This window comes from Streptomyces sp. NBC_00572, assembly GCF_026341815.1.
GTDB lineage: Bacteria > Actinomycetota > Actinomycetes > Streptomycetales > Streptomycetaceae > Streptomyces.
In genome coordinates, this window is sequence record NZ_JAPENX010000001.1 from 5,251,767 (window position 1) to 5,273,568 (window position 21,802).

Consider the following 21,802-nt stretch of genomic DNA (forward strand, 5'->3'; position numbering starts at 1 on the left):
AGTAGTCCTGAGCGCAACATACCTCTGCGGGACCCTCGGCGCGTTCTTCTCTTGAGGTTTAACTCACATCCTGAAATAAGCCGGGGAGGGCTTCAGGACCTGAACGCGGGAGGCTTCGTCCGCGTCCACGCCGACACCCGGGCGAGGGCTGTGAGCGCGAGCGGGCGGCGGTACGCGGACTTTGTCCGCGCCCACCGCACGTTACCCGCCCAGCAGCGTCCGGAGGTGGTCGCAGGCCTCCGCCTCCGTGGAGTGCGTGGCGACCGGCTCGTACGCGCCCCGCTCGTACACCCCGGTCTCCCAGCCGCCACCGCCCGGTTCCGTCCGCAGATAGACGAAGTCGGGCGGGGTGGGCGCCGGTTCGTGGACGCCCTCGATCCAGTAGTACGTCTCGGGCACTCCGGCCTCCCGGAGCGCCCGTTCCAGCGCCCGGCGGTCGGTGCCGCCGGTGCGGTCTGCGCGGTCCGTCACGCGGGGACGGGGGCCAGATAGCCGTTGTCGAGCAGCCACTTGACGCTGAGGCGCTGGCCCTCGCCCGGGTTCAGGAACGCCGGGTCCAGCTTGATCTGGCGGCCGCCGCCCGGCTGCTCGAACCAGGGTGCGATGGAGCCCTCCCAGACCACGAACGCCCGCGTCACCTCGTACAGGTGGTAGTCGCAGGGGAAGGCCGCGTCCCGGGTGTTGAGGTTCTGCGGGGGCAGCGCGCGCTTGGCGTAGGCGTCACCGGCCGGGGCCAGGTAGGAGCCGAACTCCGAGCCGAAGCGGTCCAGGCGCTCGCCCTCCTGGAGCAGCTCCGGCGCCTTGTCGACGGTGCCGTTGACCTCGCCGAAGCCGTCGTTCGGCGGGTACTTCCAGCTGCCGGTGTCGGCCGGACCCTCCCAGTACTTCTTGAGGAAGTCGGCGGAGGAGAGCTTGCCGGTCCGGTGGTAGCGGTTGAGCAGCGGACCCACCGGCTCCTGCCACTTCTTCGGCAGGAACTTCGGGCCGAGCCGCTTGTCGCCCTGGAACTCCCCGGTGCACTGGGCGGGGGGCGCGGCGACGGGCTTCTCGGCCGGTGCGGCCTGCGCCGCCGGGGCGGCGGTGAGGGCGGCGGTGACGCCCAAGGTGGCGAGGACGGCACGGATCCTGAAGGCGGTACGGCTGCGCTCCACGCGGAGGTCTCCCTGGAAGAGGGGTGGTCAACGGCGCGGCATACAGTAGTGGATCAGCTGCGTGGAGTGACTGTACGCGGGGACGGAAACCGGCCATTCGTACCGTGGGGGGACCTCAGGCCCTGCGCAGACCGCTGAGGAGCAGCTCGGCCAGCTGTTCGTACGCCTCGGCGTCGGCGAGGCCGGTCGCCGCGGCCACCTGGCGGCGCTGGATGCGCACCATCACCGAGGAGATGACGTCGGCCGCGAAGGTCACGTGCACCTCGCGGAAGACGCCCGCGCGGACGCCCTCCTCGATGAGCTGCTGGACCCGGCCGGCCGCCGCGCGCGTGTTCCGCTCGTACACCTCGGCCGCCGGTTCGAACGCGGCCACGTCGTCGAAGAACTGCGGAGAGACCGGCGCCAGCTCGGCCGAAACCGCCCGCAGATAGGCGGCGAGCCGCTCGGCGGGATCGGTCGCGGCGGCGAGGACCGCCTCGACCCGGGCCGTGGCGCGCCGGAAGAAGTGCACGACCGCCGCCCGGACCAGCTGCTCCTTGCTGCCGGCCAGGCCGTACAGGGTCCGCTTCGAGCAGCGGAGGCGGGCGGCGAGATCGTCGAGCGTCAGCCGGGCGAAGCCCTCGCCGACGAGGAGGGCGACGAGCTCCTCGAAGAGGGCGGCGCGGCGCGCCGCGCCGCGGCCCGTCAGCTTCGGGGCGTCGGCGGCTGAGGTCTCGATCACCCGGCCAGTATTCCAGGCCGACGTTCCGGGGGGTTACGGCCGCATCCTTCTGCGCTACGCTAACCGGTACTGTAGTACCTGCTTCAGTACCACTTTGCGCGCCGATGGAGACGCCATGGATGTCGACCGCCTGCTTCCCACCCCCGAGGCAGCGGACCTCATCGCCCTCACCCGGGAGATCGCCGACAAGGAGCTCTCTCCGCGGGTGGACGAGTACGAGGCCGCCGAGACCTATCCCGAAGGACTCTTCACGACCCTCGGCGAGGCCGGGCTCCTCGGCCTGCCGTACCCGGAGGAGTACGGCGGCGGCGGCCAGCCGTACGAGGTCTACCTGCAGGTCCTGGAGGAGCTGGCCGCGCGCTGGGCGGCCGTCGCCGTCGCCACCAGCGTCCACACCCTTGCCTGTCACCCGCTCCACACCTTCGGCACCGCCGAGCAGAAGGAGCGGTGGCTGCCCGAGATGCTGGAGGGCCGCACCATCGGCGGCTACAGCCTCTCCGAGCCGCAGGCCGGCTCGGACGCGGCCGCCCTCGCCTGCAAGGCCGAGCGGCAGGACGACGGCAGCGGGTACCGGATCACCGGCACCAAGGCGTGGATCACCCACGGCGGCAAGGCCGACTTCTACGCCCTCTTCGCCCGGACCGCGCCCGGCAGCCACGGCATCTCCTGCTTCCTCGCCCCCGGCGCCACCGAAGGACTCAGCTTCGGCGCCCCCGAGCGGAAGATGGGCCTCCAGGCCGTCCCCACCACCTCCGCCTACTGGGACGGCGCGCTCCTCGAGGCCGACCGGCTCGTCGGGGACGAGGGCCAGGGCCTCCAGATCGCCTTCAGCGCGCTCGACAGCGGCCGCCTCGGCATCGCCGCCTGCGCCACCGGCCTCGCCCAGGCCGCCCTCGACGCCGCCGTGGCGTACGCCAACGAGCGCACCACCTTCGGCCGCCGGATCATCGACCACCAGGGTCTCGGCTTCCTCCTTGCCGACATGGCCGCCGCCGTCGACGCGGCCCGCGCCACCTACCTGGACGCGGCCCGCCGCCGCGACCTCGGCCGCCCCTTCAGCCGCCAGGCCAGCGCGGCCAAGCTCATCGCCACGGACACGGCCATGAAGGTCACGACGGACGCCGTCCAGGTCCTCGGCGGCTACGGCTACACCCGCGACTTCCCGGTCGAGCGCTACATGCGCGAAGCGAAGATCACCCAGATCTTCGAGGGCACCAACCAGATCCAGCGCCTGGTCATCAGCCGGGGGCTCGCCCAGCCGTGACGGTGGCCCGCCGCGCTCACTCCGGGGGCGCGGCGGTCACGGTGGACGCCTGGTGGAGGCCGACCAGCGTGCGCAGGGCAGGGGGCAGCCAGTCCTCCGGACCCTCGCCGTCGGTACCGCCGATCCTGCGCAGAATCTCGGTGGGGGACGGCCGGCCCGCCGGATCATGGCTGAGGCATGCCGTCGCGACGGCGGCGAGGTCGGCAGGCAGGAGCCGTGAAGCGCCGTCGAGGACCGTGCCTCCGGCGGCCGAGGCCGCGCCGCCCGCATGGCACAGCACCATGCCGAACGCGTAGGTGTCGACGGCGGCGGTCAGCGGACCGCCCGCCATCTGCTCGGGAGCGAGGAACCCCCGGGTGCCGATGACGAAGTGGGTGCCCGTGAGCGCGGTCGCGTCCGCGCCGCGCGCGATGCCGAAGTCGATCACGCGTGGGCCCTCGGCCGCGATGAGGATGTTGCCGGGCTTGAGGTCACGGTGGACGATGCCGCACGCGTGGATGGCCTCCAGAGCCTCGGCCACACCGAGGGCCAGCGCCCGCAGGGTGGCCGTGGGCAGGGGGCCGTGGACATCCAGCACCTCCTGGAGGGAGGGGCCCGGGATGTACTCCGTGACGAGCCAGGGCCGTGCGTCCTCGGGGCCCGCGTCGACGACCGGCGCGGTGTGGAAACCGCTGACCCTGCGCGCGGCGTCGACCTCCCGTGCGAACCGGCGACGGAACGTCGGATCGCCGACGAGTTCCTCCCGGACGACCTTCACGGCGACCTGCCGGGCCCCGGGGGACCGGCCGAGGTAGACGGTGCCCATGCCGCCCTCACCCAGCCGGGCCGTCAGCCGGTACCGGCCCACCTGGCGCGGGTCGTCCGCGCGCAGCGGCTCGTGCGTGAGCGGGGCCGGCCGCTGCGCGGGCGGGTGCGGCGACCGGGCGGGCGACGATGCCGCCAGCAGCCGGGCGTCGTCCGCCTCCGCGCGCCGGTGGATGCTCGCCGCCTTCGCCTCGGCCTCGGCGCGCAGGATCGCGGACTGCTTCTCGCCCTCGGCGGTGAGGATCGCGGCGTGGCGGGCGCCCTCGGCGTAGAGGATCGCGGCGCGCTTGTCGCGCTCGGCCCGCATCTGCTTCTCCATCGAGTCCTGGATGGAGGTCGGCGGCTCGATCGCCTTGAGCTCGACGCGGTTGACGCGGACGCCCCACCCGCCGGTGGCCTCGTCCAGGACGCCGCGCAGGGCCGCGTTGATCTCCTCCCGGGAGGTCAGGGCCCGCTCCAGGTCCATGCCACCGACGACGGCGCGCAGGGTGGTGACGGTGAGCTGCTCGATCGCCTGGATGTAGTCGGCGACCTCGTACGTCGCCGCCCTCACGTCGGTCACCCGGTGATAGACGACCGTGTCGATGTTGACGACCAGGTTGTCCTGGGTGATCACCGGTTGCGGCGGGAACTCGGCGACCTGTTCGCGCAGGTCGACCCGGTTCCGGATCCGGTCGAAGGGCGGGAACACCACATTGACTCCGGGGCTCAGCACACGGGTGAATCGCCCGTTGCGCTCCAAGACGACCGCCGCCCCCTCGCGGACGACCTGCACGCACAGGGCGGCCAGACCCGCCGCCAGGAGCGCGCCCACCACCCAGATCAGGATCGCGACGTCCACAGCCCAAGCCCCCCTCGGCCTCAGCATCAGAACGCTCAGTCTTTCAGAACTGCCCCGCACCGCACAGGTGTTGATGTCTCAGGAGGGTCGCGATCTCCGTCAGGCCGTGGCGGACCGCGTGATCGAGGGCCGTGTCGCCGTGCGGGTCCGGGAGTTCGGGATCGGCGCCCGCCACAAGCAGGAGGGCGACGACGTCCTGGTGGTCACGTCCGCCCGTGCCGAGGATCACGGCCTCCAGGAGGGCCGTCCAGCCCAGCCGGTTGACGTGGTCGACGTCGACGGCCGTCTCGTGGAGCACGGCGCGGACGTAGGCCACGTGACCCCGTTCCGCCGCCGGGATCAGGGCCGTACCGCCGTAGCGGTCGGTGAGCCTCAGGTCCGGGCCCGCGGGGAGCAGGGTCCGCATCATCGCGACGCTGCCCGTGACGCCGGTGACCAGCCAGGGGCTGTCGCACCGGTCGTCCTGGGCGTTCGGGTCCGCGCCCGCGGCGAGGAGCACGCGCGCGGTGGCGACGTGGTCGCGCCGGGCGGCCCGGAGCAGCGGGGTGCGGCGGCGGTGGTCGCGGGCGTCGACCCGGGCGCCCGCGGCGAGGGCCGCGCGGACGGCGACGGTGTCACCGTGCGCGGCGGCCGCCAGGAGGGTGTCGTCGATCGCGTTCATGGCGGTGCTCCTCGGGCGCGGGCGGGGTGTCGGTTACTTGCCGAGGGCGGCGACGCCGGCCTGGGCGAACTTCTCGTCGAGGTCGCCCGAGGGGGCGCCGGCGACACCGATGCCCGCGATGGGCGCGCCCTTGGCGGTCACCGGGGCGCCACCGGCGAGGAAGAGGGTGCCGGGGATGTCCTTCAGGTTCGGGGCCTGGGCGAGGCGGCCGGCGAGGACGGAGGTCGGGGCGTTCCAGGAGACGGCGGTGTACGCCTTCTTCTCGGCCGACTCGTAGGACTGCGGGCCCGCACCGTCGCCGCGGAGGGTGACGATGGTGTTGCCGTTGCGGTCGACGACGGCGACGGAGACGCGCTGGTTCTCCTTCTCGGCGGCGTCGAGGGTCGCCTGCGCGGCCTTGGTGGCGGCCTCGATCGTCAGGTGCGTGGAGCGGGTGGTGTTCTTGTTCTTGGCGTCCGCCTTGGCGACCGCGGCGGCGGGGGCGGCGGCCGTGTTCTCGCTGGTGGCGTTGGCCGAGTAGGCACCGAAGCCACCGAGGGCGAGCGCGGCGACGATCGCGCCACCGGTCACGACACGGGTCCGCGAGGTCTTCTTCACGTGCTTCATGGGGTCTGCTCCAGTGAACTCGGTGGACTGCGGGGGCCGTCGGTGCTCCGTGGCCCGCTTCCCTTCCATCCTGGGGCCGTCCCCCCGCGCCGCCGGTCGTCGTCCCGGCTGCCTCCGGCGCCCGCAACGGTCGACCCCGGGGTCATCCGATCGGTTGACCCCCCTGGCCTTTCGGGGGCAGGGCGCTTCCCCCGCCCTCCTCCCACCGCGCCGCCATCTCGGTGAACGCGCGCGTGGCCGCGCTCCGGTAGTCGGCCGCGCGCCGGAGCAGGGTGACGCCCCGGGGCGGCAGGGCGGGGGAGAGCGGGACGGGGGTCAGGTGCGGGTGGTCCCGGGTGACGGCGTCGGGCAGCACGGTGGCCAGGGTGGTGCGGCGGACGATCTCGGTGAGCGCGCTGACGGCGTTGGCCTCCACCGCGATCCGTGGCCGGAGGCCGTGCTCGGAGACGTACGCGTCGACGTGCCGACGGGTGGCGAAGTCCTGGCTGAGCAGGGCGAGGTGATGATGGTTCAGCTCCTCGGCCGGTACGGGCTCCGTCCGGCCGGCGAAGGGGTGGCCGGGGCCCACGACGAGGCCGAGGGTCTCGGTGAAGAGCGCGGTGTCCTCGATGCCCGTCAGATGGTCGCTCTGGAAGGCGATCCCGAGATCGAGGCGGTCGGCGAGGAGGTCGGCCTCGATGCGGTCCTGGGTCGACTCCCGCACCTCCACGGTGATGCCCGGGTGCCGTGTGTGGAAGGCGGCGACCAGCGGGCCCGTGAGGTACGTGAAGGTGGGGGTCGCGGCGAGCCGGAGCCGGCCACGGGCGAGGTCGTGCACGTCGAGCACCGCCCGCTCGCCCGCCGCCAGGTCCTGGAGCGCGCGCCGGGCGTAGCCCGCGTAGGCCTCCCCGGCGTCGGTGAGGCGCACGGTGCGGCCGCCGCGGTCCAGGAGCAGCACCCCGAGGGCCTTCTCCAGCTGCTTGATCTGCTGGGAGAGCGTGGGCTGGGCGATCCGGAGCTCCTCGGCGGCCCGGGTGAAGTTGGCGTGCTCGGCGACGGCGAGCAGATAGCGGAGATGACGGAGTTCCGGCTGCATGGCATCGAGTGTAGAGCCCGATATAGATGCCATCTATGGCAGAGATCGATACTAGGTCTTGGACGCTATACACCCTGGTCGTGCAGGGTGAAGACATGCCTCATCTCGCCGAGGGAATCGCCCGCTTCCAGCGGGAGGTCTTCCCTGCCAAGGCCGGCCTCTTCGCCCGCCTCGCCACCGCCCACCGGCCCGGGACGCTGTTCATCGGCTGCTCGGACGCCCGGGTCGTCCCCGAACTCATCACCCAGACCGACCCCGGTGAACTCTTCGTCATCCGCACCGCCGGAAACCTCGTCCCCGCCCACACCCCGGGCACCGACGGGGTGGCCGCCGGGGTCGAGTACGCCGTCACCGTCCTCGGCGTACGGGACGTCATCGTCTGCGGGCACTCCGCCTGCGGTGCCATGACCGCGCTCGCCGAGGATCGCGACCTCAGCGGCGCGCCCGCCGTGGCCGCCTGGCTGCGGCACGCCGACGCCTCGCTGGCCCGTACCGCCGCCGCCGGCCGGGCGGGGGACGTGGCCGCCCTCGTGCGGGAGAACGTCGCCGCGCAGCTGGCGAACCTGGCCACCCATCCCTCGGTGGCCCGCGCCCTCGCCGAGGGGGACGTACGGCTGCACGGCTGGGTCTTCGACATCGCCGACGGCACCGTCGAGGAGCTGCCCGGGACCGCCCCCCACGCCGCCTGAGTCCGCCCACCCCCCCCTGAGCCCCCCGCACCCCCTCGAAAACCCCCACACCCCTCCTTGAAAGGACGTACCTCTCATGGTGCACGCCCAGTTCGACCCCACCGCCCGTCGCGCGCTCGCCGTCGCCGCCGTCGAGGCCAAGACCGTCAAGGACCTGAGCTGGCGGCAGATCGCCGACGCCGCCGGTCTCTCCGTCGCCTTCACCACCGCCGCCGTCCTCGGCCAGCACGCCCTGCCCGAGCCGTCCGCGAGGGCCGTCGCCGAGTTGCTCGGCCTCGACGAGGACGCGGTGCGCCTGCTGCGGACGATCCCCACCCGGGGCTCCATCGACGGCGGCATCCCGACGGACCCGACGATCTACCGCTTCCACGAGATGCTCCAGGTGTACGGGACCACGCTGAAGGCCCTGGTCCACGAGGAGTTCGGGGACGGCATCATCTCCGCGATCAACTTCACGCTGGACGTGAAGAAGGTCGCCGACCCCGAGGGCGGGGAGCGCGCGGTCATCACGCTCGACGGCAAGTACCTGCCGACCAGGCCCTTCTGACCGGGCTCCGCCGAAGCGGCACCTCATCGGTCGTACCGACGCACTCCCGGGCGGGCCTCCTGGTTCCGCTTCCGGGGGCGCGGCCTGCGGTTCTATGGTGGGCGGCGCAGATCGCGCGGACCGCGCGGTCCTCCGCGGGCACGCGCCCGATCCGGCGGCCAACCCGGCGGCAGGGTCGCACCCGCACGACACGAACGAGGAGTTCCATGGACATCGCCGGCTCCGCCGCTCTCGTCACCGGTGCCGCTTCCGGTCTCGGCGCCGCCACCGCCGAGGCGCTCGCCGCCCGGGGCGCCACCGTCTACGGACTCGACCTGGACAAGGCCGTGGCCGCCGCCGGGCCGCTGCCCGAGGGCGTCCGGCTGCTCGCGGCCGACGTCACCGACGAGCAGCAGGTCCGCGAGGCCCTCGCCGCGATCGACGCCGACGGCGCCGAGCTGCGGCTCGCCGTGAACTGCGCGGGCATCGCGCCCTCCGCCCGCATCCTGGGCCGCAAGGGACCGCACGACCTCGACCTGTTCCGGGCCGTGGTCAACGTCAACCTGATCGGTACGTTCAACGTGATGCGGCTCGCCGCCGAGGCCATCGCCCGGCAGGAGCCCGACGAGCACGGACAGCGCGGTCTCGTCGTCAACACCGCCTCCATCGCCGCCTTCGAGGGCCAGGTCGGCCAGATCGCCTACGCCGCGTCCAAGGCGGGCGTCGCGGGCATGACCGTCACCGCCGCCCGCGACCTGGCGCAGTTCGGCGTCCGGGTCGTCACCATCGCCCCCGGCATCGTCGACACCCCGATGATGGCCGGGTTCGGGGAGGACGTCAGGGCCGGTCTGGCCGCGAGCGTCACCTTCCCGCAGCGCCTCGCGCGCCCGGAGGAGTACGCCCGCCTGGTGACGATGATCGCCGAGCACGACTACCTCAACGGCGAGACGATCCGGATGGACGGCGCGCTCCGGATGACCGCCCGCTGACCGTGCCCGCGGCCCGGCGGCCGAGCGCCCGCTGAGCCTCCGTACCCTCTGGGCAGCACTGGGTGCCGGATTTGTCCGGCACCTAGTGCCGCGCCGAGGTCGTCCGGGTGTTAGGTTCGGGCCATGGGAACAGCGTCGACGAACTCCACGAAGCCCGCGATGCGGGACTCCCTCATCGCCGCGGCCTTCCAGCTCTTTCTGGAGCGGGGCTACGAGCAGACCACGGTCGACGACATCGTCACCCTCGCGGGCGTCGGCCGGCGGTCCTTCTTCCGGTACTTCCCGTCGAAGGAGGACGTGGTCTTCCCCGACCACGAGCAGTGCCTCGCCGACATGACCCGCTTCCTCGCGGCGAGCGCCGACTCCGACGACCCGATGGTCCGGGTCTGTGGCGCCGCCCGGCTCGTCATGCGGATGTACGCCGAGAACCCGACCTTCTCCGTGCAGCGCTACCGGCTCACCCGCGAGGTGACCGGACTGCGCACGTACGAACTCTCGGTCGTCTGGCGGTACGAGAAGACCCTCGGTGACTACCTGCGCACCCGCTGGGCCGACCGCAGGGACGGCACCCTGCGCGCCAACGTGGCCGCGGCGGCCGTGGTCGCCGCCCACAACCACGCCCTGCGGCACTGGCTGCGCTCGGGCGGCGAGGGCGACCCGCTGGCGGAGGTCGACAGCGCCCTGGAGTTCGTGCGCGCCACCTGGAGCCCCGACGCGGTCGTGGACGCGCCGGCCGAGGAGACCGAGGACGTCGTCGTGGTGATCACCAAGCGGTCCACCCCCATGTGGCGCGTGGTGCGCGAGGTGGAATCGAGCCTCGGCGAGAGCTGAGATGAACCGCCGGTGGACCGGTGATCTACCCAGGGGATCTCAGTATCTCTAATTGAGGGAACTCAGGTCTTTATTTGATGGCACTCAGTGCCATATCTTTGCTCCATGCACGGTCGAGCCGCCGAGTGCAAGGAGAAGGCATCGTGTTCCACACGGGACTGAGGAGCGGGACCGCCGTCCAGGCCGCCGAGGAGGCGGGCCCCGACGCCGAGCTCTACTTCCAGCGCTGCCGCTGGTGCTGCAACACGACATTCCAGCGACTGCTCTGTCCGACCTGCGGGTCGACCGATCTCAACCCCGAACTCAGCGAGGGCGAGGGCGTGATCTCCGTACGGCGCGGGTTCGCCGCCGCCGATGCCGACCTCTGGCCGGTGTACATGTCGGAGGGCTTCACCGTCCGCTGCCGGGTCGACGGGCCGCTGCACGCGGTGCGCCCCGGCGTTCGGGTCAAGGTCTCCTCGGGGGTCGGCGTGACCGGTCGCAGGCCGGTCGTCCGGCTCTGTGAGGAGGTCCCCCTCGACGGGTGGATCTGATCCGCCGGATCCGGTTCGGAAGAAACGAGAAGGGGCGGGTGGTGGCACAGAGTGCCACCACCCGCCCCTTCTGCGTCATCGACGCGGACGGGTCAGCGGGCGCCGATCTCGTCCGTCAGCTGCGGCAGCACCTCGAAGAGGTCGCCGACCACGCCGTAGTCCACCAGGTCGAAGATCGGGGCCTCGGGGTCCTTGTTGACCGCGACGATCGTCTTCGACGTCTGCATGCCCGCCCGGTGCTGGATCGCGCCGGAGATGCCCGCCGCGACGTACAGCTGCGGCGAGACCTGCTTGCCGGTCTGGCCGACCTGGTTGGAGTGCGGGTACCAGCCGGCGTCCACGGCGGCGCGGGAGGCACCGACGGCCGCGCCGAGCGAGTCGGCCAGCTTCTCGACGACCGCGAAGCCCTCGGCCGCGCCGACACCGCGGCCGCCGGAGACCACGATCGCGGACTCGGTCAGCTCGGGGCGGCCGGTGGAGACGCGCGGGGTGCGCGCGACGACCTTGGCGGCGTTGCCGGTGAAGGCGACGGTGACGTTCTCGACCGTACCGGCGGCCGGGGAGGCCTCCGGGGCGGCGGAGTTCGGCTTGACGGTGATGACCGGCACGCCGTGGGTGACCGTCGAGCGCACCTGGTACGAGGCGGCGAAGACGGACTGGGTGGCGACCGGGCCGTTCTCGCCGGCCTCCAGCTCGACGGCGTCGGTGATCAGACCGGAGCCGAGGCGGAGCGCGACGCGGGCCGCGATCTCCTTGCCCTCGCCGGAGGAGGTCACCAGGACGGCGGCGGCCCCCTTCTCCTTGGCGAGCTGGGTGAGCGCGTCGACCTTCGGCACGACCAGCTGCTCGGTGAACTCGGCGCCGTCCGCGACGTACACGGTCGCCGCGCCGTACTCGCCGGCGGTGGCGGCGATCGAGGCCGCGGCCTCGCCGGCGCCGAGCACGACCGCCGAGGGCTCGCCGATGCGGCGGGCCAGGGTCAGCAGTTCGAGGGCCGGCTTGCGGACCGCACCGTCGGCGTGGTCCACGAGAACCAGGATCTCAGCCATGATTCGTTGCTCCTGTGGGGTGTCAGGCTGACGGTGGGTCAGATGAACTTCTGGGTGGCGAGGAAGGCGGCGAGCTGCTTGCCGCCGTCGCCCTCGTCCGTGACGATCGTGCCCTGCGTACGGGCCGGGCGGGCGGCCACGGCGTCGACCAGGGTCCAGGCCCCGGCGAGTCCCACCTCGTCGGCGTCGATGTCCAGGTCGTCCAGGTCCAGTTCCTGGACCGGCTTCTTCTTGGCGGCCATGATCCCCTTGAAGGAGGGGTAACGGGCCTCGCCGGACTGGTCGGTGACCGAGGCGATCGCCGGCAGCGGGGCCTCCAGGAGCTCGGTGGCGGCGTCGCCGTCACGGCGGCCCTTCACGACACCGTCCTCGACGGAGAGCTCCGAGAGCAGGGTGACCTGCGGCAGGCTCAGACGCTCGGCGAGCAGCGCCGGCAGCACGCCCATGGTGCCGTCGGTCGAGGCCATGCCGCAGACGACCAGGTCGAAGCCGGTCTTCTCCAGGGCCTTGGCCAGGATCGCGGAGGTCGCGATGACGTCGGAGCCGTGGATGTCCTCGTCGTTGACGTGGACGGCCTTGTCGGCGCCCATCGACAGCGCCTTGCGCAGGGCGTCCTTGGCGTCGTCCGGGCCCACGGTCACGACGGTGACCTCGGCGTCGTCGGACTCCTCCGAGATGCGCAGGGCCTGCTCGACGGCGTACTCGTCGAGCTCCGACAGCAGGCCGTCGACCTCGTCGCGGTCGACGGTCAGGTCGTCGGCGAAACCGCGGTCGCCGGTCGCGTCGGGTACGTACTTCACACAGACAGCGATCCTCAGGGTCACGGCCTGGCTCCTTTCAAGTGACAGACGATTACGGGAGGTTGCGGGCCATGACGATGCGCTGGACCTGGTTGGTGCCTTCGTAGATCTGGGTGATCTTGGCGTCGCGCATCATGCGCTCGACGGGGTAGTCGCGGGTGTAGCCGTAGCCGCCGAGGAGCTGGACGGCGTCGGTGGTGACCTCCATGGCGACGTCGGAGGCGAAGCACTTGGCGGCGGCACCGAAGAAGGTGAGGTCTTCCTTGTCGCCTCCGGCGGACACGCGCTCGGACTTGGCGGCGGCGGCGTAGGTGAGCTGACGGGCGGCTTCGAGCTTCATGGCCATGTCGGCGAGCATGAACTGGACGCCCTGGAAGTCGGCGATGGGCTTGCCGAACTGCTTGCGTTCCTGGACGTAGCCCTTGGCGTAGTCGAGGGCGCCCTGGGCGATGCCGATGGCCTGGGCGGCGATGGTGATGCGGGTGTGGTCGAGGGTCTTCATCGCGGTGGCGAAGCCGGTGCCCTCGGCGCCGATCATGCGGTCGGCGGGGATGCGGACGTTGTCGAGGTAGACCTCGCGGGTCGGGGAGCCCTTGATGCCGAGCTTCTTCTCCGGGGCGCCGAAGGACACGCCCTCGTCGGACTTCTCCACGACGAAGGCGCTGATGCCCTTGGAGCGCTTGTCGGGGTCGGTGACGGCCATCACCGTGTAGTACTCCGAGACGCCGGCGTTGGTGATCCAGCGCTTGACGCCGTTGAGGACCCAGAAGTCGCCGTCGCGGACCGCGCGGGTCTTCATGCCGGCCGCGTCGGAGCCCGCGTCGGGCTCGGACAGGGCGTAGGAGAACATCGCGTCACCCTTGGCCAGCGGGCCGAGGTACTTGTGCTTGAGCTCCTCGGAGCCGGACAGGATCACCGGCAGCGAGCCCAGCTTGTTGACCGCGGGGATCAGGGAGGAGCTGCCGCACGCGCGGGCGACCTCCTCGATCACGATCACCGTGGCCAGGGCGTCGGCGCCCGCGCCGCCGTAGGTCTCGGGGACGTGCACCGCGTGCAGGTCGTTGGCGACCAGCGCGTCCAGGGCCTCCTGCGGGAAGCGGCCCTCCTCGTCCACCGCGGCGGCGAACGGCACGATCTTCGCCTCCGCGAGAGCACGCACCGACTCCCGGAGCATGTCGTGCTCCTCGGAGGGCCGATACAGGTCGAAGTCCTTGCCCATGATGTGGAGCTCCCCTAGACGCTTGTGGCACTGAGTACCCTCAGCAAAACACACTCAGTGCCATGATGCCAGAGCGCCCCGACGCTGATCTGCGTCGAGGCGCTCTGGGGACCGGGTGGTCGGTTTTCCTAACCAGGAGTGTCCGCGAGGTTTCCTTCTCCCCTCTGGAGCCGCCGCAGGTCGTACTCGGCGGCCAGTCGTCGCGCGCGTTCCTCGGTCATCTCAAGCGTGGTCAGCAGGGCCGGCGTACAGATCGTCGGCAGCACATGGCGGAGCAGCACCAGGACGCGATGGGTGAGATCTTCGCGATCGCACAGGATCTGGGACATCGTCTGGATGCCCGCGAAGGCGCCCGAGAACAGCTCGGCCGTGTCCGTCACGTCGACATGGACGAGGAGCTCCCCGCGGGCCTTCGCCACCGTCAGGACCTCCGAGACCTGGTCGATCCAGGCCTTGAACGGAGCCGCCCGATCGACCCCGGTGGCGCCGCTGTCGAGGGCCAGCGCGACGCTCGCGCGCACCAGCGCGTCACGCTGCAGCCGGTGGGCGAGGAGGAAGCCCTGGTCCACCAGCTCCTGGAGCTTCACGGGCTGCGGCGTCAGGGGTTCGTCGAGCATCTGGGCGTCGAGCACGCCGAGGGCCAGATCTTCCTTGGAAGCAAAGTGGAAGTACAGAGCCCCCTTGGTCACCCCGGCGCGCACCAAGATCTCCCCGATGGTCGTGCGCTCGTAGCCACGCTCCGCGAAGACGGCCGCGGCCGACTCCAGGATCGCCCGCCGGGTTCGGATCGCACGCGCTTGCTGCGCCAAGGCGCCTCCTGCTGTATCGCTGACTGTGCTCGACGTGTGACGTGAAGCATTGAAAAGAAAACCGCGCTGTACGTATTCTATGGCGGGCGGGTCTGCCGCCCAGGGGTGCGCGGGGACGCGAGGGGGAACCATGGATCAGAACTGCCGCGGAGCGACGACGCACGTCCCCGGGGAGTTCGTCCACCGAGCGGACCCCGCCGACATCTTTCCCACCGGCTGGACGCAGCGGGGAGAGAACCGATTCTCCGTCTCTGCTCACTGGCCCGCCTCACATCCCTTCTTCTCTCCGGTGACAGGCGACCGGCACGACCCCGTTCTGGTGGCCGAGACGATACGCCAGGCCACCATGCTCGTCGCTCATGCGGAACTGGGGGTACCCGTGGACGACCAGTTCGTCATGTGGGACCTCCATTTCACCGCAGACCCCGCGGCACTCGCCGTCAACGGCCTCCCGTCGAACGTCACCGTCGACATCCACTTCCCCGACCTGGGCACCCGCCGCGGCCGTGCCAGGAACCTGCCCACCATCGTGCGGCTCACCCGGGGCGGACGCCCGCTCGCCACCGGCGGCGGCCTCGCCGGATACACCTCGGCCGCCGCCTACCGCCGGATTCGGGGCGACCGGATGGCGGCGCTCGGCAGGCCCGTCCCCCTGGTCCAGGGGGTCGCTCCGCACCTGGTGGGCCGCCGCCGACCGCAGGACGTCGTCCTCGGCCCGGGTGCCCGGGCGGGCCAGTGGCGGCTGAGGGTCGACACCAACCACTCCATACTCTTCCGGCGCCAGAACGATCACGCGCCCGGGATGATGCTCCTCGAAGCCGCCCGGCAGGCCGCGATGATGACGACCGGCGGCGGAGTGTTCCTGCCCACCGCCGTGAACGTCTCCTTCGAGCGCTACGCCGAGCTCGACAGCCCCTGCTGGATCGAGGCCGAGGTCGTGCCCACCACCGACCGCTCGACGACCGTCGTCCGGGTCACGGGCCGGCAGAGGGGCCTGCCGGTCTTCGTGTGTACGCTCGCTTCCCCGTCCCCGGAACTCGCGGTGGCCGGAGTCGGCCTCGACGGCCGGCTGGCAGGCTGAACCGGAGCGGAACGATGAGCCCTCGCATTCTGATCACCGGCGCGACCGGATTCATCGGCGCCCGGGTGGCGGCGACGGCGGCTTCGGCGAAGGAACCCACGCACGTACGCCTGCTCGTCCGTCGACCGGAGGCCGTCCCGGGCGAGCTCTCGTCGCCGGGGACGGAGATCGTCCCGGGCGACCTCCGGGACCCCGACTCGCTCCGTCGCGCCTGCGCGGGGACCGACGTCCTGATCCACTGCGCCTCGACGATCGGCGGCGACGCGGAACTGGCCCGCGCGGTCAATGACGAGGGCACCCGCGCCCTGGTCGACGCGGCCGCGGCCGCCGGGGTGACCCGGATCGTCTCGCTGAGCACCGCCTCCGTCCACGGCCGCGGCCCCTTCCGGGCCGCCGCACCCGGCACCCTGCCGCTCGCCCCGGGCTCGGCCACCAGCCGCACCCGGGCGGCGGGCGACCGGCACGTCATGGACGCCGGCGGGACCGTCCTGCGACCTCATCTCGTGTACGGCACCGGCGACCGGCAGCTGATCCCCGGCCTGGTCCGGCTCCTCGCCGCCCTGCCGGGCCCCCTCGACGGCGGGACCTCGCAGCACTCCCTGATCGACGTCGACAGCCTGGCGGGCGCCCTGCTCGGCGCGGCGCTGTCGCCGGCGACCGAGCCGGGGCCGTACTACGTCCAGCACCCCGATCCGGTCCCGGTCGGGGAGCTGCTCGCGGTGGGCGAGGAGCTGCTCGGACGGCGGCTCGGGAAGCCCCGGGGGCCGACGGTGGACGTCACCACCGCCCGTGCGCTGTTCGCCGGAGTCCCCTTCGCGCTGCACCACCTGGACATGCTCGCCACCGACCACTGGTTCGCGGACGACCGCCCCTGGCGGGAGCTGGGCCGCGACCCGGGGCCGGGCTTCACCGCGGGGTTCGCGGACCACGTCGCGTGGTACCGCGGTCTCCTCGGCCATTCCTGAACAGAAGGTAGGCACCACCGACATGTCCGCGTTGGCCGGCAGGACCGCGATCGTCACCGGGGCGAGCCGCGGCATCGGAAGAGGCATCGCCGAGCGGCTGGCCAGGGACGGAGCCCTGGTGGCCGTCCACTACGGGAGCAACGAGAAGGCCGCCCGCGAGACGGTGGAGATCATCGAGGAACGGGGCGGCCGCGCGTTCGCGATCCGCGCGGAACTGGAGGCTCCCGACGCCGTCGACACCTTCTACGCAGCCCTGGACGCGGGTCTGGCGGAGTGCGGTGCGGATCCCGGGTTCGACATCCTCGTCAACAACGCCGGCGCGAGCGGCTCGGGCCGGATCCAGCAGCTCGACACCGAGGTCTTCGACCGGCTGGTCACGATCAACGTGAAGGCCCCGCTCTTCCTCATCCAGCGGGGTCTCGACCGGCTGCGGGACGGCGGCCGGATCGTCAACATCTCCTCGGCGGCCACGAGGCACGCCTTCCCGGACTCGGTCACCTACGCGATGACCAAGGGGGCCGTCGACACCATGACCCTCGCCCTCGCCAAGGAGCTGGGGCCCCGGGGGATCACGGTCAACGCCGTGGCCCCCGGGTACATCGCGACGGACATGAACGCGCGACGCAGGGCGACCCCGGAGGCGAGCGCGGCCCTCGCGGCGCTCTCGGTCTTCAACCGGATCGGGACGCCGGCCGACATCGCGGACGTGGTCGCCTTCCTCGTCTCCGACGACGCGCGCTGGATCACCGGCCAGTACGTGGACGCCACGGGAGGGACCGCGCTCTGATTCAGCCCACCGGGGCGTGTGCGCGGGGGGCGGGCACGGTCGAACTGCCCGCCGGTTCCAGACCGGCGAGCGTCCCGGGGGCGGCGAGCATCGGCAGGAGCGTCCGCCAAAGGCTCGTGACGGTGTCGGGCGACAGCCACTCGTCGTTGTCCCGGCACAGTGCCTCAAGGCCGACGGTGGAGGCCACCACTGTGCGGACGACGTCCTGTTGACCGCCGTGGCCGGCGGCGAGCAGGCCCTCGTCGGCCGCCTCCGCGAGCCGTTGCTGTACGCAGCTCTGCCACTCCTGGCGCAGATTCAGGTCCGTACGGCTGCCCCGGGAGCAACTGAGCCGGAATCCCGCGCGTACGACGATGTCCTCGCGGAGCAGCCGGGCCAGGGAGTGTGAGGTGTCGGCCAGGTTCTGCAGGGCGTTCGAGCCCTGCCGGTAGACGATCCGGGCGGTTCTTCGCAGGGCGGTCGTCGCCTCGGACTCGACGGCGGTGGCGATCGCCGCCTTGTTGTCGAAGTGGAAGTGGAGCGCGCCGGGGCTCACGCCCGCTCCCGCGCTGATCGCCGACAACTTGGCCAGGGTGTAGCCGTGCTGGTCGAATTCCCTGGCCGCCGACTTGATCAGCGCGTCGCGGGTCCGTGTGGCCCGCTCTTGTTTGGTCACCCATGGCTCCAGTAGCACCGTGCGTCGCAGGGCACGGGTTTTGCGCCCCGTCGCGCCGTACCGCTCGACGACTCCAAACCGACTGCTTGGTATTGTACGAGCTCTTCGTGCGCCCTTGAGCGCTTCGGTGCGGATCGGGCGGCCGGGCCTCTTCCCGAACGGAAGCGGAACGCGTACGAGGGTGGCGAGTTGGGCGGCGGGCGGGACGGTGGAATCGCTTCCGTGGCCGCGGTGCACCTCAACTCACAAACCGAGCTACAGGTTTGTTTTCGATCGCGGACGAGACGCGGTGGATGTGCTCAGCGGCAGAGGGCCTGCTCGGCGGTGCCGGTGAGGGTCGCGGCGATCTGGTCCACCGTCAGCGAGCGTCCCGAGTGGAGCAGATCGAAGCTGTCGAAGGACGAGAGCAGCCGGAGGCGGTGACCCGCCTCGGCGGCGGTGACGTCCTCGCGGAGCAGCCCCTGCGTGCCGAGCCGACGGGCGAGGTCGTCCACCTCGCGCACCATCCGCTCGAAGTCGCCGCGGTGCAGCAGGTCGGCGCCGAGGGCGTCGAAGAGTGTCCGATGAAAGACGCTGTCCGCGCGGGCGCCGATCAGGCGGCGTCCGGCGTGGTCGCGGTGGCCGGGCTCCGGTGATGGGCCAGGTGGCCGCCGAGCGCACCGGTGAAACCCACCGCGAGCAGTCCCGTGAAACCGAGGGCCCGACCCGGGCCGGAGTCGCGGTCGCCGCGCCGGGCGGCGAAGGACGCCGCGTAGAGGACCACGGCCGTGACGTTCGCCGCCGCGTGCACCAGTCCCACGCGCCGCCGCGGCAGGTCGAGCTCCGCCCAGTCGACCCAGCCCGAGATCGCGGCGGGAGCGACCGCGACGAGCCCGACGCCGATCAGCGTCCGGGCGGCCCGGCGCTCGTCGGGAAGGAGATCGAGCACGGCGGCGGACAGCCATGCCCCGATCGGCACCTGTACGAGGAGCGGGTGGACGGGGTGCCCGAGCCCGTGACCCCGCAGCACGTCCCGGCCGCGCCCCAGGGGTACGGCCCGCACCACTCTCCGCATGCCGTCGGCGGCACCGTCCAGGGCCGACGTGCCTTCCAAGCGGTCCATCACGCGCGGTATCCACCCGGAGTCCGGGGCCGACCCCGCGGCGACGCCTGCCTCGCGGGCATCGGAGTCTCGTATCGGTGATTCGTTCATACGGGGTGAATCCCCGCATTCCGCCCTCTGAAACGGCGCGTGCGCCGCCCGGTACGGCTCATACCCGAGGGTGGGTCGTCACCACCACCACGCCCGCGAGCAGCACCACGTTCTTGACCACGAATTCGCCCACCATGGTGAGCAGCAGCGGGTTGGAGTGGGTGAACGCCACCGACGGAGTCAGGACGAGCACCGCGAAGGTGCCGCAGAGATGGGCGGCGAGCACCGGCAGGGCCACCGCGCGGGCACGCCCCGACATCAGCCAGAGGCCGAGCGCCACCTCCGCCCAGCCGAGCGTCGGCACGAACCAGCCGCCGGCCGGGAACGGCATGACGGCGACGACGAGCGCGGCCGCCGGGCTGAGCCCGATGACCTTGAGGACCCCGAACCACACGAACACGCCGCCGAGGCCGGCTCTCAGCATGCCCAGGCCGTAGTGGTGCAGCCGTGGCGCGATCCGGTCGAAGAGGCCGTGTGCGGCCGGGAGGGTGGCGGGCGGCGGGGTGGACGTCCCCTGGGCGGGGGCCGTGGCGGCAGGTGTCACCTGGGAGGAAACGGTCATGCGCGGGCATCTCCATCACGAGTCGACGCGGGGGCCGGGCGGGGCCGGGCGGGCGGATCGAGGCCGGTGGGGCGGAGCCGGGGCGCGGACCGTTCGGATCGCGCCGAAATCCCGGCAGGAGGGTCGGACGCCGTGGCCACGCTAACCACGTCCCGGGCACCCCTGCGACGCCCATCGCTTCCTTGCATGCCTGCGATGAAAGAAGTCGATCGGGCGTTGCCGGACGCGATCAAATCTCGCCAGCCTGAGCACTGTTCGAGTTTGTGTTTGATCCATGGGCTGATCCACGGACCGACCCATGGACCTGATCCACGGACCCGGACCGCGTCCATCCGATCCCGGCATCATGCGAAGGAACCCACGGATGTCCCACCGACCCGCCGCCCCCGCCTCCACCACGACCCCCGAGGCCCGCACAGCGCTCACCCGGCGCCGGGTGCTCACCACGTCCGCCGCCGCGGCCGGGGCGCTCGCCCTGCCCGGCACCGCGGCGTGGGCCGTCCCCACCAGCTTCGAGGCGGAGACGCGCACCGGCCGCCGCCGGCCCGGCGCCGTGACCGACCCCAGCGTCGTCATCCGCTGGAACCAGGCCGCGATGGACGCGATCCTCGGCCGCTACCAGGCCGCCGGCAACCGCTTCGGCCCCGCCACCGTGAACGCCCGTGCCCTCGCGATCATCCACAACGCCATCTACGACGCCTGGGCCTGCTACGACCACTGTGCCGTCGGCACCCGTTTCGGCGGCGCCCTGCGCCGGCCCCGCTCCGAGCGCACCCTCGACAACAAGAACGAAGCGATCAGCTACGCGGCGCACCTCGCCCTGCTCGACCTGTACCCCGAGTACAAGGTCGCCATCGACAACATGCTCCGCAGCCTCGGCCACGACCCCGAGCTCACCGACCCCCGCCGCAACAGCCCCGCCTGGATCGGCCGCCGCACCGCGCGGGCCGTCCTCGACTACCGTCACGCCGACGGCGCCAACCAGCTCGGCACCCCGGCGTACTCCGACACCACCGGCTACCAGCCGCGCAACACCCCGCAGGTCGCCGGGGCCTTCGACCCGGCCACGGTCACCGACCCGGCGCACTGGACCCCGCTGATCGTCGGCGGCAAGACGCAGCGCTACCTCACCCCGCAGTTCGCGGTGATGCAGCCCTTCGCGCTGACCCGCCCCGACCAGTTCACGGTCCCCGCCCCGCCCGCGTACCCCTCCGTCCGGATGACGGCCGCGATCGAGGAACTCCTCGACATCAGCGCCAACCTGACGGACGAGCAGAAGGCCATCGCCGAGTTCTGGCTCAACGACGACGTTACCCCGCCCGGCGCGCAGCAGATGTGGGGCCGCTACGTCTCCGCCCGCGACGGCTACGGCGTCGACGAGGACGCGCAGATCTTCTTCGGTCTCAACATGGCCGAGTGCGACGCCGCCATCGGCTCCTGGGCCGTCAAGGCCCAGTACGACTTCGCGCGCCCCTCCACCCTCATCCCGTTCGACCAGCGCGGCCGGCAGATCCGCTCCTGGGGCGGCCCCGGCCAGGGGGCCGTCACCATGGACGGCGTCGACTGGCAGGCATACGTGGCCGTTCCGCCCTTCCCGGCCACCGTCTCGGGACACAGCACCTTCTCCGGCGCCGCCGCCGAGTTCCTGCGCCGCTTCACCGGCTCGGACTCCTTCGGCGACTCGTACCGCTTCAAGGCGGGCGCCTCCACCGTCGAGCCCGGCCTCACCCCGCGCACCGACGTCGTCCTGCACTGGCCCACCTTCAGCGAGGCCGCGCGGCAGGCCGGCATCTCCCGGGTGTACGGCGGCATGCACTGGAGCTTCGACAACGAGCCCGGCATCGAGATGGGCCACCGCATCGGCAAGGTCGTGCACCGGCAGGCCATGCGCTACTTCGGCGGCACGCACCGCTGACCCCGGGCAGGCGCGTCCCGCGGTGGCACCGGCACCCGCGGGACGCGCCGCCCGCCCGTGCGCCTCTCTCGCCCCGC

At 72.1% G+C, this 21,802-nt stretch carries 25 protein-coding genes and 1 pseudogene; 10 read left to right on the plus strand and 16 right to left on the minus strand.

The features are described from left to right. Positions 1-201: 201 nt before the first annotated feature. From OG514_RS24120 to OG514_RS24130, 3 genes are all read right to left on the minus strand, one after another. Entirely contained in the window at positions 202-471 is a 270-nt protein-coding gene (locus OG514_RS24120; RefSeq protein ID WP_266898143.1) for a hypothetical protein, read from the minus strand. Then, positions 468-1,151, minus strand: a complete 684-nt coding sequence (locus OG514_RS24125) for a TNT domain-containing protein (protein ID WP_266898144.1) — start codon at positions 1,149-1,151, stop codon at positions 468-470. Before OG514_RS24125 ends, OG514_RS24120 begins: the two co-directional genes overlap by 4 nt. 115 nt (positions 1,152-1,266) lie before the next feature. Then, positions 1,267-1,872, minus strand: a complete 606-nt coding sequence (locus OG514_RS24130) for a TetR/AcrR family transcriptional regulator (protein WP_266898145.1) — start codon at positions 1,870-1,872, stop codon at positions 1,267-1,269. A gap of 115 nt (positions 1,873-1,987) precedes the next feature. Between OG514_RS24130 and OG514_RS24135 the strand changes: the two genes are divergently transcribed. After that, positions 1,988-3,136 carry an acyl-CoA dehydrogenase family protein gene (locus tag OG514_RS24135; RefSeq protein ID WP_266898146.1) on the plus strand — a complete coding sequence of 383 codons (1,149 nt, stop codon included), beginning with the start codon at positions 1,988-1,990 and terminating at the stop codon, positions 3,134-3,136. Between the two features lie 16 nt (positions 3,137-3,152). Here OG514_RS24135 and OG514_RS24140 read toward each other — a convergent pair whose 3' ends face one another. The 5 genes and pseudogenes from OG514_RS24140 to cynR form a co-directional block, all read right to left on the minus strand. Next, on the minus strand, positions 3,153-3,983 hold the full coding sequence (locus OG514_RS24140) for a serine/threonine-protein kinase (protein ID WP_266900941.1): 831 nt from the start codon (positions 3,981-3,983) through the stop codon (positions 3,153-3,155). A 129-nt stretch (positions 3,984-4,112) separates the two neighbouring features. Further along, positions 4,113-4,781, minus strand: a pseudogene (locus tag OG514_RS24145) (SPFH domain-containing protein); the annotation flags it as partial. 43 nt (positions 4,782-4,824) lie between these two features. Then, complete coding sequence (locus tag OG514_RS24150) at positions 4,825-5,442, minus strand: ankyrin repeat domain-containing protein (RefSeq protein WP_266898147.1); 618 nt, start codon at positions 5,440-5,442, stop codon at positions 4,825-4,827. Positions 5,443-5,475: 33 nt separating this feature from the next. Further along, positions 5,476-6,039, minus strand: a complete 564-nt coding sequence (locus tag OG514_RS24155) for a heme-binding protein (RefSeq protein WP_266900942.1) — start codon at positions 6,037-6,039, stop codon at positions 5,476-5,478. A gap of 151 nt (positions 6,040-6,190) precedes the next feature. Continuing rightward, on the minus strand, positions 6,191-7,123 hold the full coding sequence (gene cynR / locus OG514_RS24160; RefSeq protein WP_266898148.1) for a transcriptional regulator CynR: 933 nt from the start codon (positions 7,121-7,123) through the stop codon (positions 6,191-6,193). A 95-nt stretch (positions 7,124-7,218) separates the two neighbouring features. Here cynR and OG514_RS24165 point away from each other — a divergent pair, with 95 nt between their 5' ends. From OG514_RS24165 to OG514_RS24185, 5 genes are all read left to right on the plus strand, one after another. Beyond that, positions 7,219-7,812 carry a carbonic anhydrase gene (locus tag OG514_RS24165; RefSeq protein WP_266898149.1) on the plus strand — a complete coding sequence of 198 codons (594 nt, stop codon included), beginning with the start codon at positions 7,219-7,221 and terminating at the stop codon, positions 7,810-7,812. A gap of 76 nt (positions 7,813-7,888) precedes the next feature. Continuing rightward, positions 7,889-8,359 carry a cyanase gene (cynS, locus tag OG514_RS24170; RefSeq protein WP_266898150.1) on the plus strand — a complete coding sequence of 157 codons (471 nt, stop codon included), beginning with the start codon at positions 7,889-7,891 and terminating at the stop codon, positions 8,357-8,359. A gap of 206 nt (positions 8,360-8,565) precedes the next feature. Next, a complete protein-coding gene (locus OG514_RS24175) occupies positions 8,566-9,327 on the plus strand; it encodes an SDR family NAD(P)-dependent oxidoreductase (RefSeq protein ID WP_266898151.1) in 762 nt (253 codons plus the stop codon). Positions 9,328-9,450: 123 nt separating this feature from the next. Next, positions 9,451-10,158 (plus strand): TetR family transcriptional regulator, encoded by a 708-nt coding sequence (locus OG514_RS24180; RefSeq protein ID WP_266898152.1) that lies wholly within the window; start codon positions 9,451-9,453, stop codon positions 10,156-10,158. Between the two features lie 143 nt (positions 10,159-10,301). Beyond that, a complete protein-coding gene (locus OG514_RS24185; protein WP_266898153.1) occupies positions 10,302-10,691 on the plus strand; it encodes a hypothetical protein in 390 nt (129 codons plus the stop codon). 92 nt (positions 10,692-10,783) lie between these two features. Here OG514_RS24185 and OG514_RS24190 read toward each other — a convergent pair whose 3' ends face one another. The 4 genes from OG514_RS24190 to OG514_RS24205 form a co-directional block, all read right to left on the minus strand. Further along, a complete protein-coding gene (locus tag OG514_RS24190) occupies positions 10,784-11,740 on the minus strand; it encodes an electron transfer flavoprotein subunit alpha/FixB family protein (protein ID WP_266898154.1) in 957 nt (318 codons plus the stop codon). 38 nt (positions 11,741-11,778) lie between these two features. Continuing rightward, the gene (locus OG514_RS24195) at positions 11,779-12,564 is read right to left on the minus strand and encodes an electron transfer flavoprotein subunit beta/FixA family protein (RefSeq protein ID WP_266898155.1); all 786 of its coding nucleotides are present in this window, start codon (positions 12,562-12,564) and stop codon (positions 11,779-11,781) included. A gap of 28 nt (positions 12,565-12,592) precedes the next feature. Next, positions 12,593-13,759 (minus strand): acyl-CoA dehydrogenase family protein, encoded by a 1,167-nt coding sequence (locus OG514_RS24200; RefSeq protein WP_266898156.1) that lies wholly within the window; start codon positions 13,757-13,759, stop codon positions 12,593-12,595. 128 nt (positions 13,760-13,887) lie between these two features. After that, on the minus strand, positions 13,888-14,568 hold the full coding sequence (locus tag OG514_RS24205) for a ScbR family autoregulator-binding transcription factor (RefSeq protein ID WP_266898157.1): 681 nt from the start codon (positions 14,566-14,568) through the stop codon (positions 13,888-13,890). Between the two features lie 130 nt (positions 14,569-14,698). Here OG514_RS24205 and OG514_RS24210 point away from each other — a divergent pair, with 130 nt between their 5' ends. From OG514_RS24210 to OG514_RS24220, 3 genes are read left to right on the plus strand one after another with little or no spacing between them, the layout of a single operon-like run. Then, positions 14,699-15,649 (plus strand): ScbA/BarX family gamma-butyrolactone biosynthesis protein, encoded by a 951-nt coding sequence (locus OG514_RS24210; RefSeq protein ID WP_266898158.1) that lies wholly within the window; start codon positions 14,699-14,701, stop codon positions 15,647-15,649. Between the two features lie 14 nt (positions 15,650-15,663). Further along, positions 15,664-16,614, plus strand: coding sequence for an NAD(P)-dependent oxidoreductase (locus tag OG514_RS24215; protein WP_266898159.1), 951 nt, complete (start codon positions 15,664-15,666; stop codon positions 16,612-16,614). 22 nt (positions 16,615-16,636) lie between these two features. Continuing rightward, positions 16,637-17,401, plus strand: a complete 765-nt coding sequence (locus OG514_RS24220; RefSeq protein WP_266898160.1) for an SDR family oxidoreductase — start codon at positions 16,637-16,639, stop codon at positions 17,399-17,401. 1 nt (position 17,402) lies between these two features. Here the strand turns inward: OG514_RS24220 and OG514_RS24225 are convergent, their stop codons facing one another. From OG514_RS24225 to OG514_RS24240, 4 genes are all read right to left on the minus strand, one after another. Beyond that, positions 17,403-18,056 (minus strand): ScbR family autoregulator-binding transcription factor, encoded by a 654-nt coding sequence (locus OG514_RS24225; protein ID WP_266898161.1) that lies wholly within the window; start codon positions 18,054-18,056, stop codon positions 17,403-17,405. Positions 18,057-18,355: 299 nt separating this feature from the next. Next, the gene (locus OG514_RS24230; protein ID WP_266898162.1) at positions 18,356-18,550 is read right to left on the minus strand and encodes a hypothetical protein; all 195 of its coding nucleotides are present in this window, start codon (positions 18,548-18,550) and stop codon (positions 18,356-18,358) included. A gap of 98 nt (positions 18,551-18,648) precedes the next feature. Beyond that, positions 18,649-19,158: a DUF2231 domain-containing protein gene (locus OG514_RS24235; protein WP_323181594.1), complete on the minus strand. Its 510-nt coding sequence runs from the start codon at positions 19,156-19,158 to the stop codon at positions 18,649-18,651. 148 nt (positions 19,159-19,306) lie between these two features. Then, positions 19,307-19,810 (minus strand): hypothetical protein, encoded by a 504-nt coding sequence (locus OG514_RS24240; RefSeq protein WP_266898163.1) that lies wholly within the window; start codon positions 19,808-19,810, stop codon positions 19,307-19,309. Positions 19,811-20,174: 364 nt separating this feature from the next. On the opposite strand from OG514_RS24240, the gene OG514_RS24245 reads away from it, so the two are divergent. Further along, positions 20,175-21,725: a vanadium-dependent haloperoxidase gene (locus OG514_RS24245; protein WP_266898164.1), complete on the plus strand. Its 1,551-nt coding sequence runs from the start codon at positions 20,175-20,177 to the stop codon at positions 21,723-21,725. The last annotated feature ends 77 nt before the right edge of the window (positions 21,726-21,802 follow it).

Coding starts and splice junctions, on each gene's coding strand:
- OG514_RS24135 (WP_266898146.1), top strand. CDS start 1,988: ATGGATGTCGACCGCCTGCTTCCCACCCCCGAGGCAGCGGACCTCATC.
- OG514_RS24150 (WP_266898147.1), bottom strand. CDS start 5,442: ATGAACGCGATCGACGACACCCTCCTGGCGGCCGCCGCGCACGGTGAC.
- cynR (WP_266898148.1), bottom strand. CDS start 7,123: ATGCAGCCGGAACTCCGTCATCTCCGCTATCTGCTCGCCGTCGCCGAG.
- OG514_RS24165 (WP_266898149.1), top strand. CDS start 7,219: ATGCCTCATCTCGCCGAGGGAATCGCCCGCTTCCAGCGGGAGGTCTTC.
- cynS (WP_266898150.1), top strand. CDS start 7,889: ATGGTGCACGCCCAGTTCGACCCCACCGCCCGTCGCGCGCTCGCCGTC.
- OG514_RS24175 (WP_266898151.1), top strand. CDS start 8,566: ATGGACATCGCCGGCTCCGCCGCTCTCGTCACCGGTGCCGCTTCCGGT.
- OG514_RS24180 (WP_266898152.1), top strand. CDS start 9,451: ATGGGAACAGCGTCGACGAACTCCACGAAGCCCGCGATGCGGGACTCC.
- OG514_RS24190 (WP_266898154.1), bottom strand. CDS start 11,740: ATGGCTGAGATCCTGGTTCTCGTGGACCACGCCGACGGTGCGGTCCGC.
- OG514_RS24200 (WP_266898156.1), bottom strand. CDS start 13,759: ATGGGCAAGGACTTCGACCTGTATCGGCCCTCCGAGGAGCACGACATG.
- OG514_RS24210 (WP_266898158.1), top strand. CDS start 14,699: ATGGATCAGAACTGCCGCGGAGCGACGACGCACGTCCCCGGGGAGTTC.
- OG514_RS24215 (WP_266898159.1), top strand. CDS start 15,664: ATGAGCCCTCGCATTCTGATCACCGGCGCGACCGGATTCATCGGCGCC.
- OG514_RS24220 (WP_266898160.1), top strand. CDS start 16,637: ATGTCCGCGTTGGCCGGCAGGACCGCGATCGTCACCGGGGCGAGCCGC.
- OG514_RS24235 (WP_323181594.1), bottom strand. CDS start 19,158: ATGGACCGCTTGGAAGGCACGTCGGCCCTGGACGGTGCCGCCGACGGC.
- OG514_RS24240 (WP_266898163.1), bottom strand. CDS start 19,810: ATGACCGTTTCCTCCCAGGTGACACCTGCCGCCACGGCCCCCGCCCAG.
- OG514_RS24245 (WP_266898164.1), top strand. CDS start 20,175: ATGTCCCACCGACCCGCCGCCCCCGCCTCCACCACGACCCCCGAGGCC.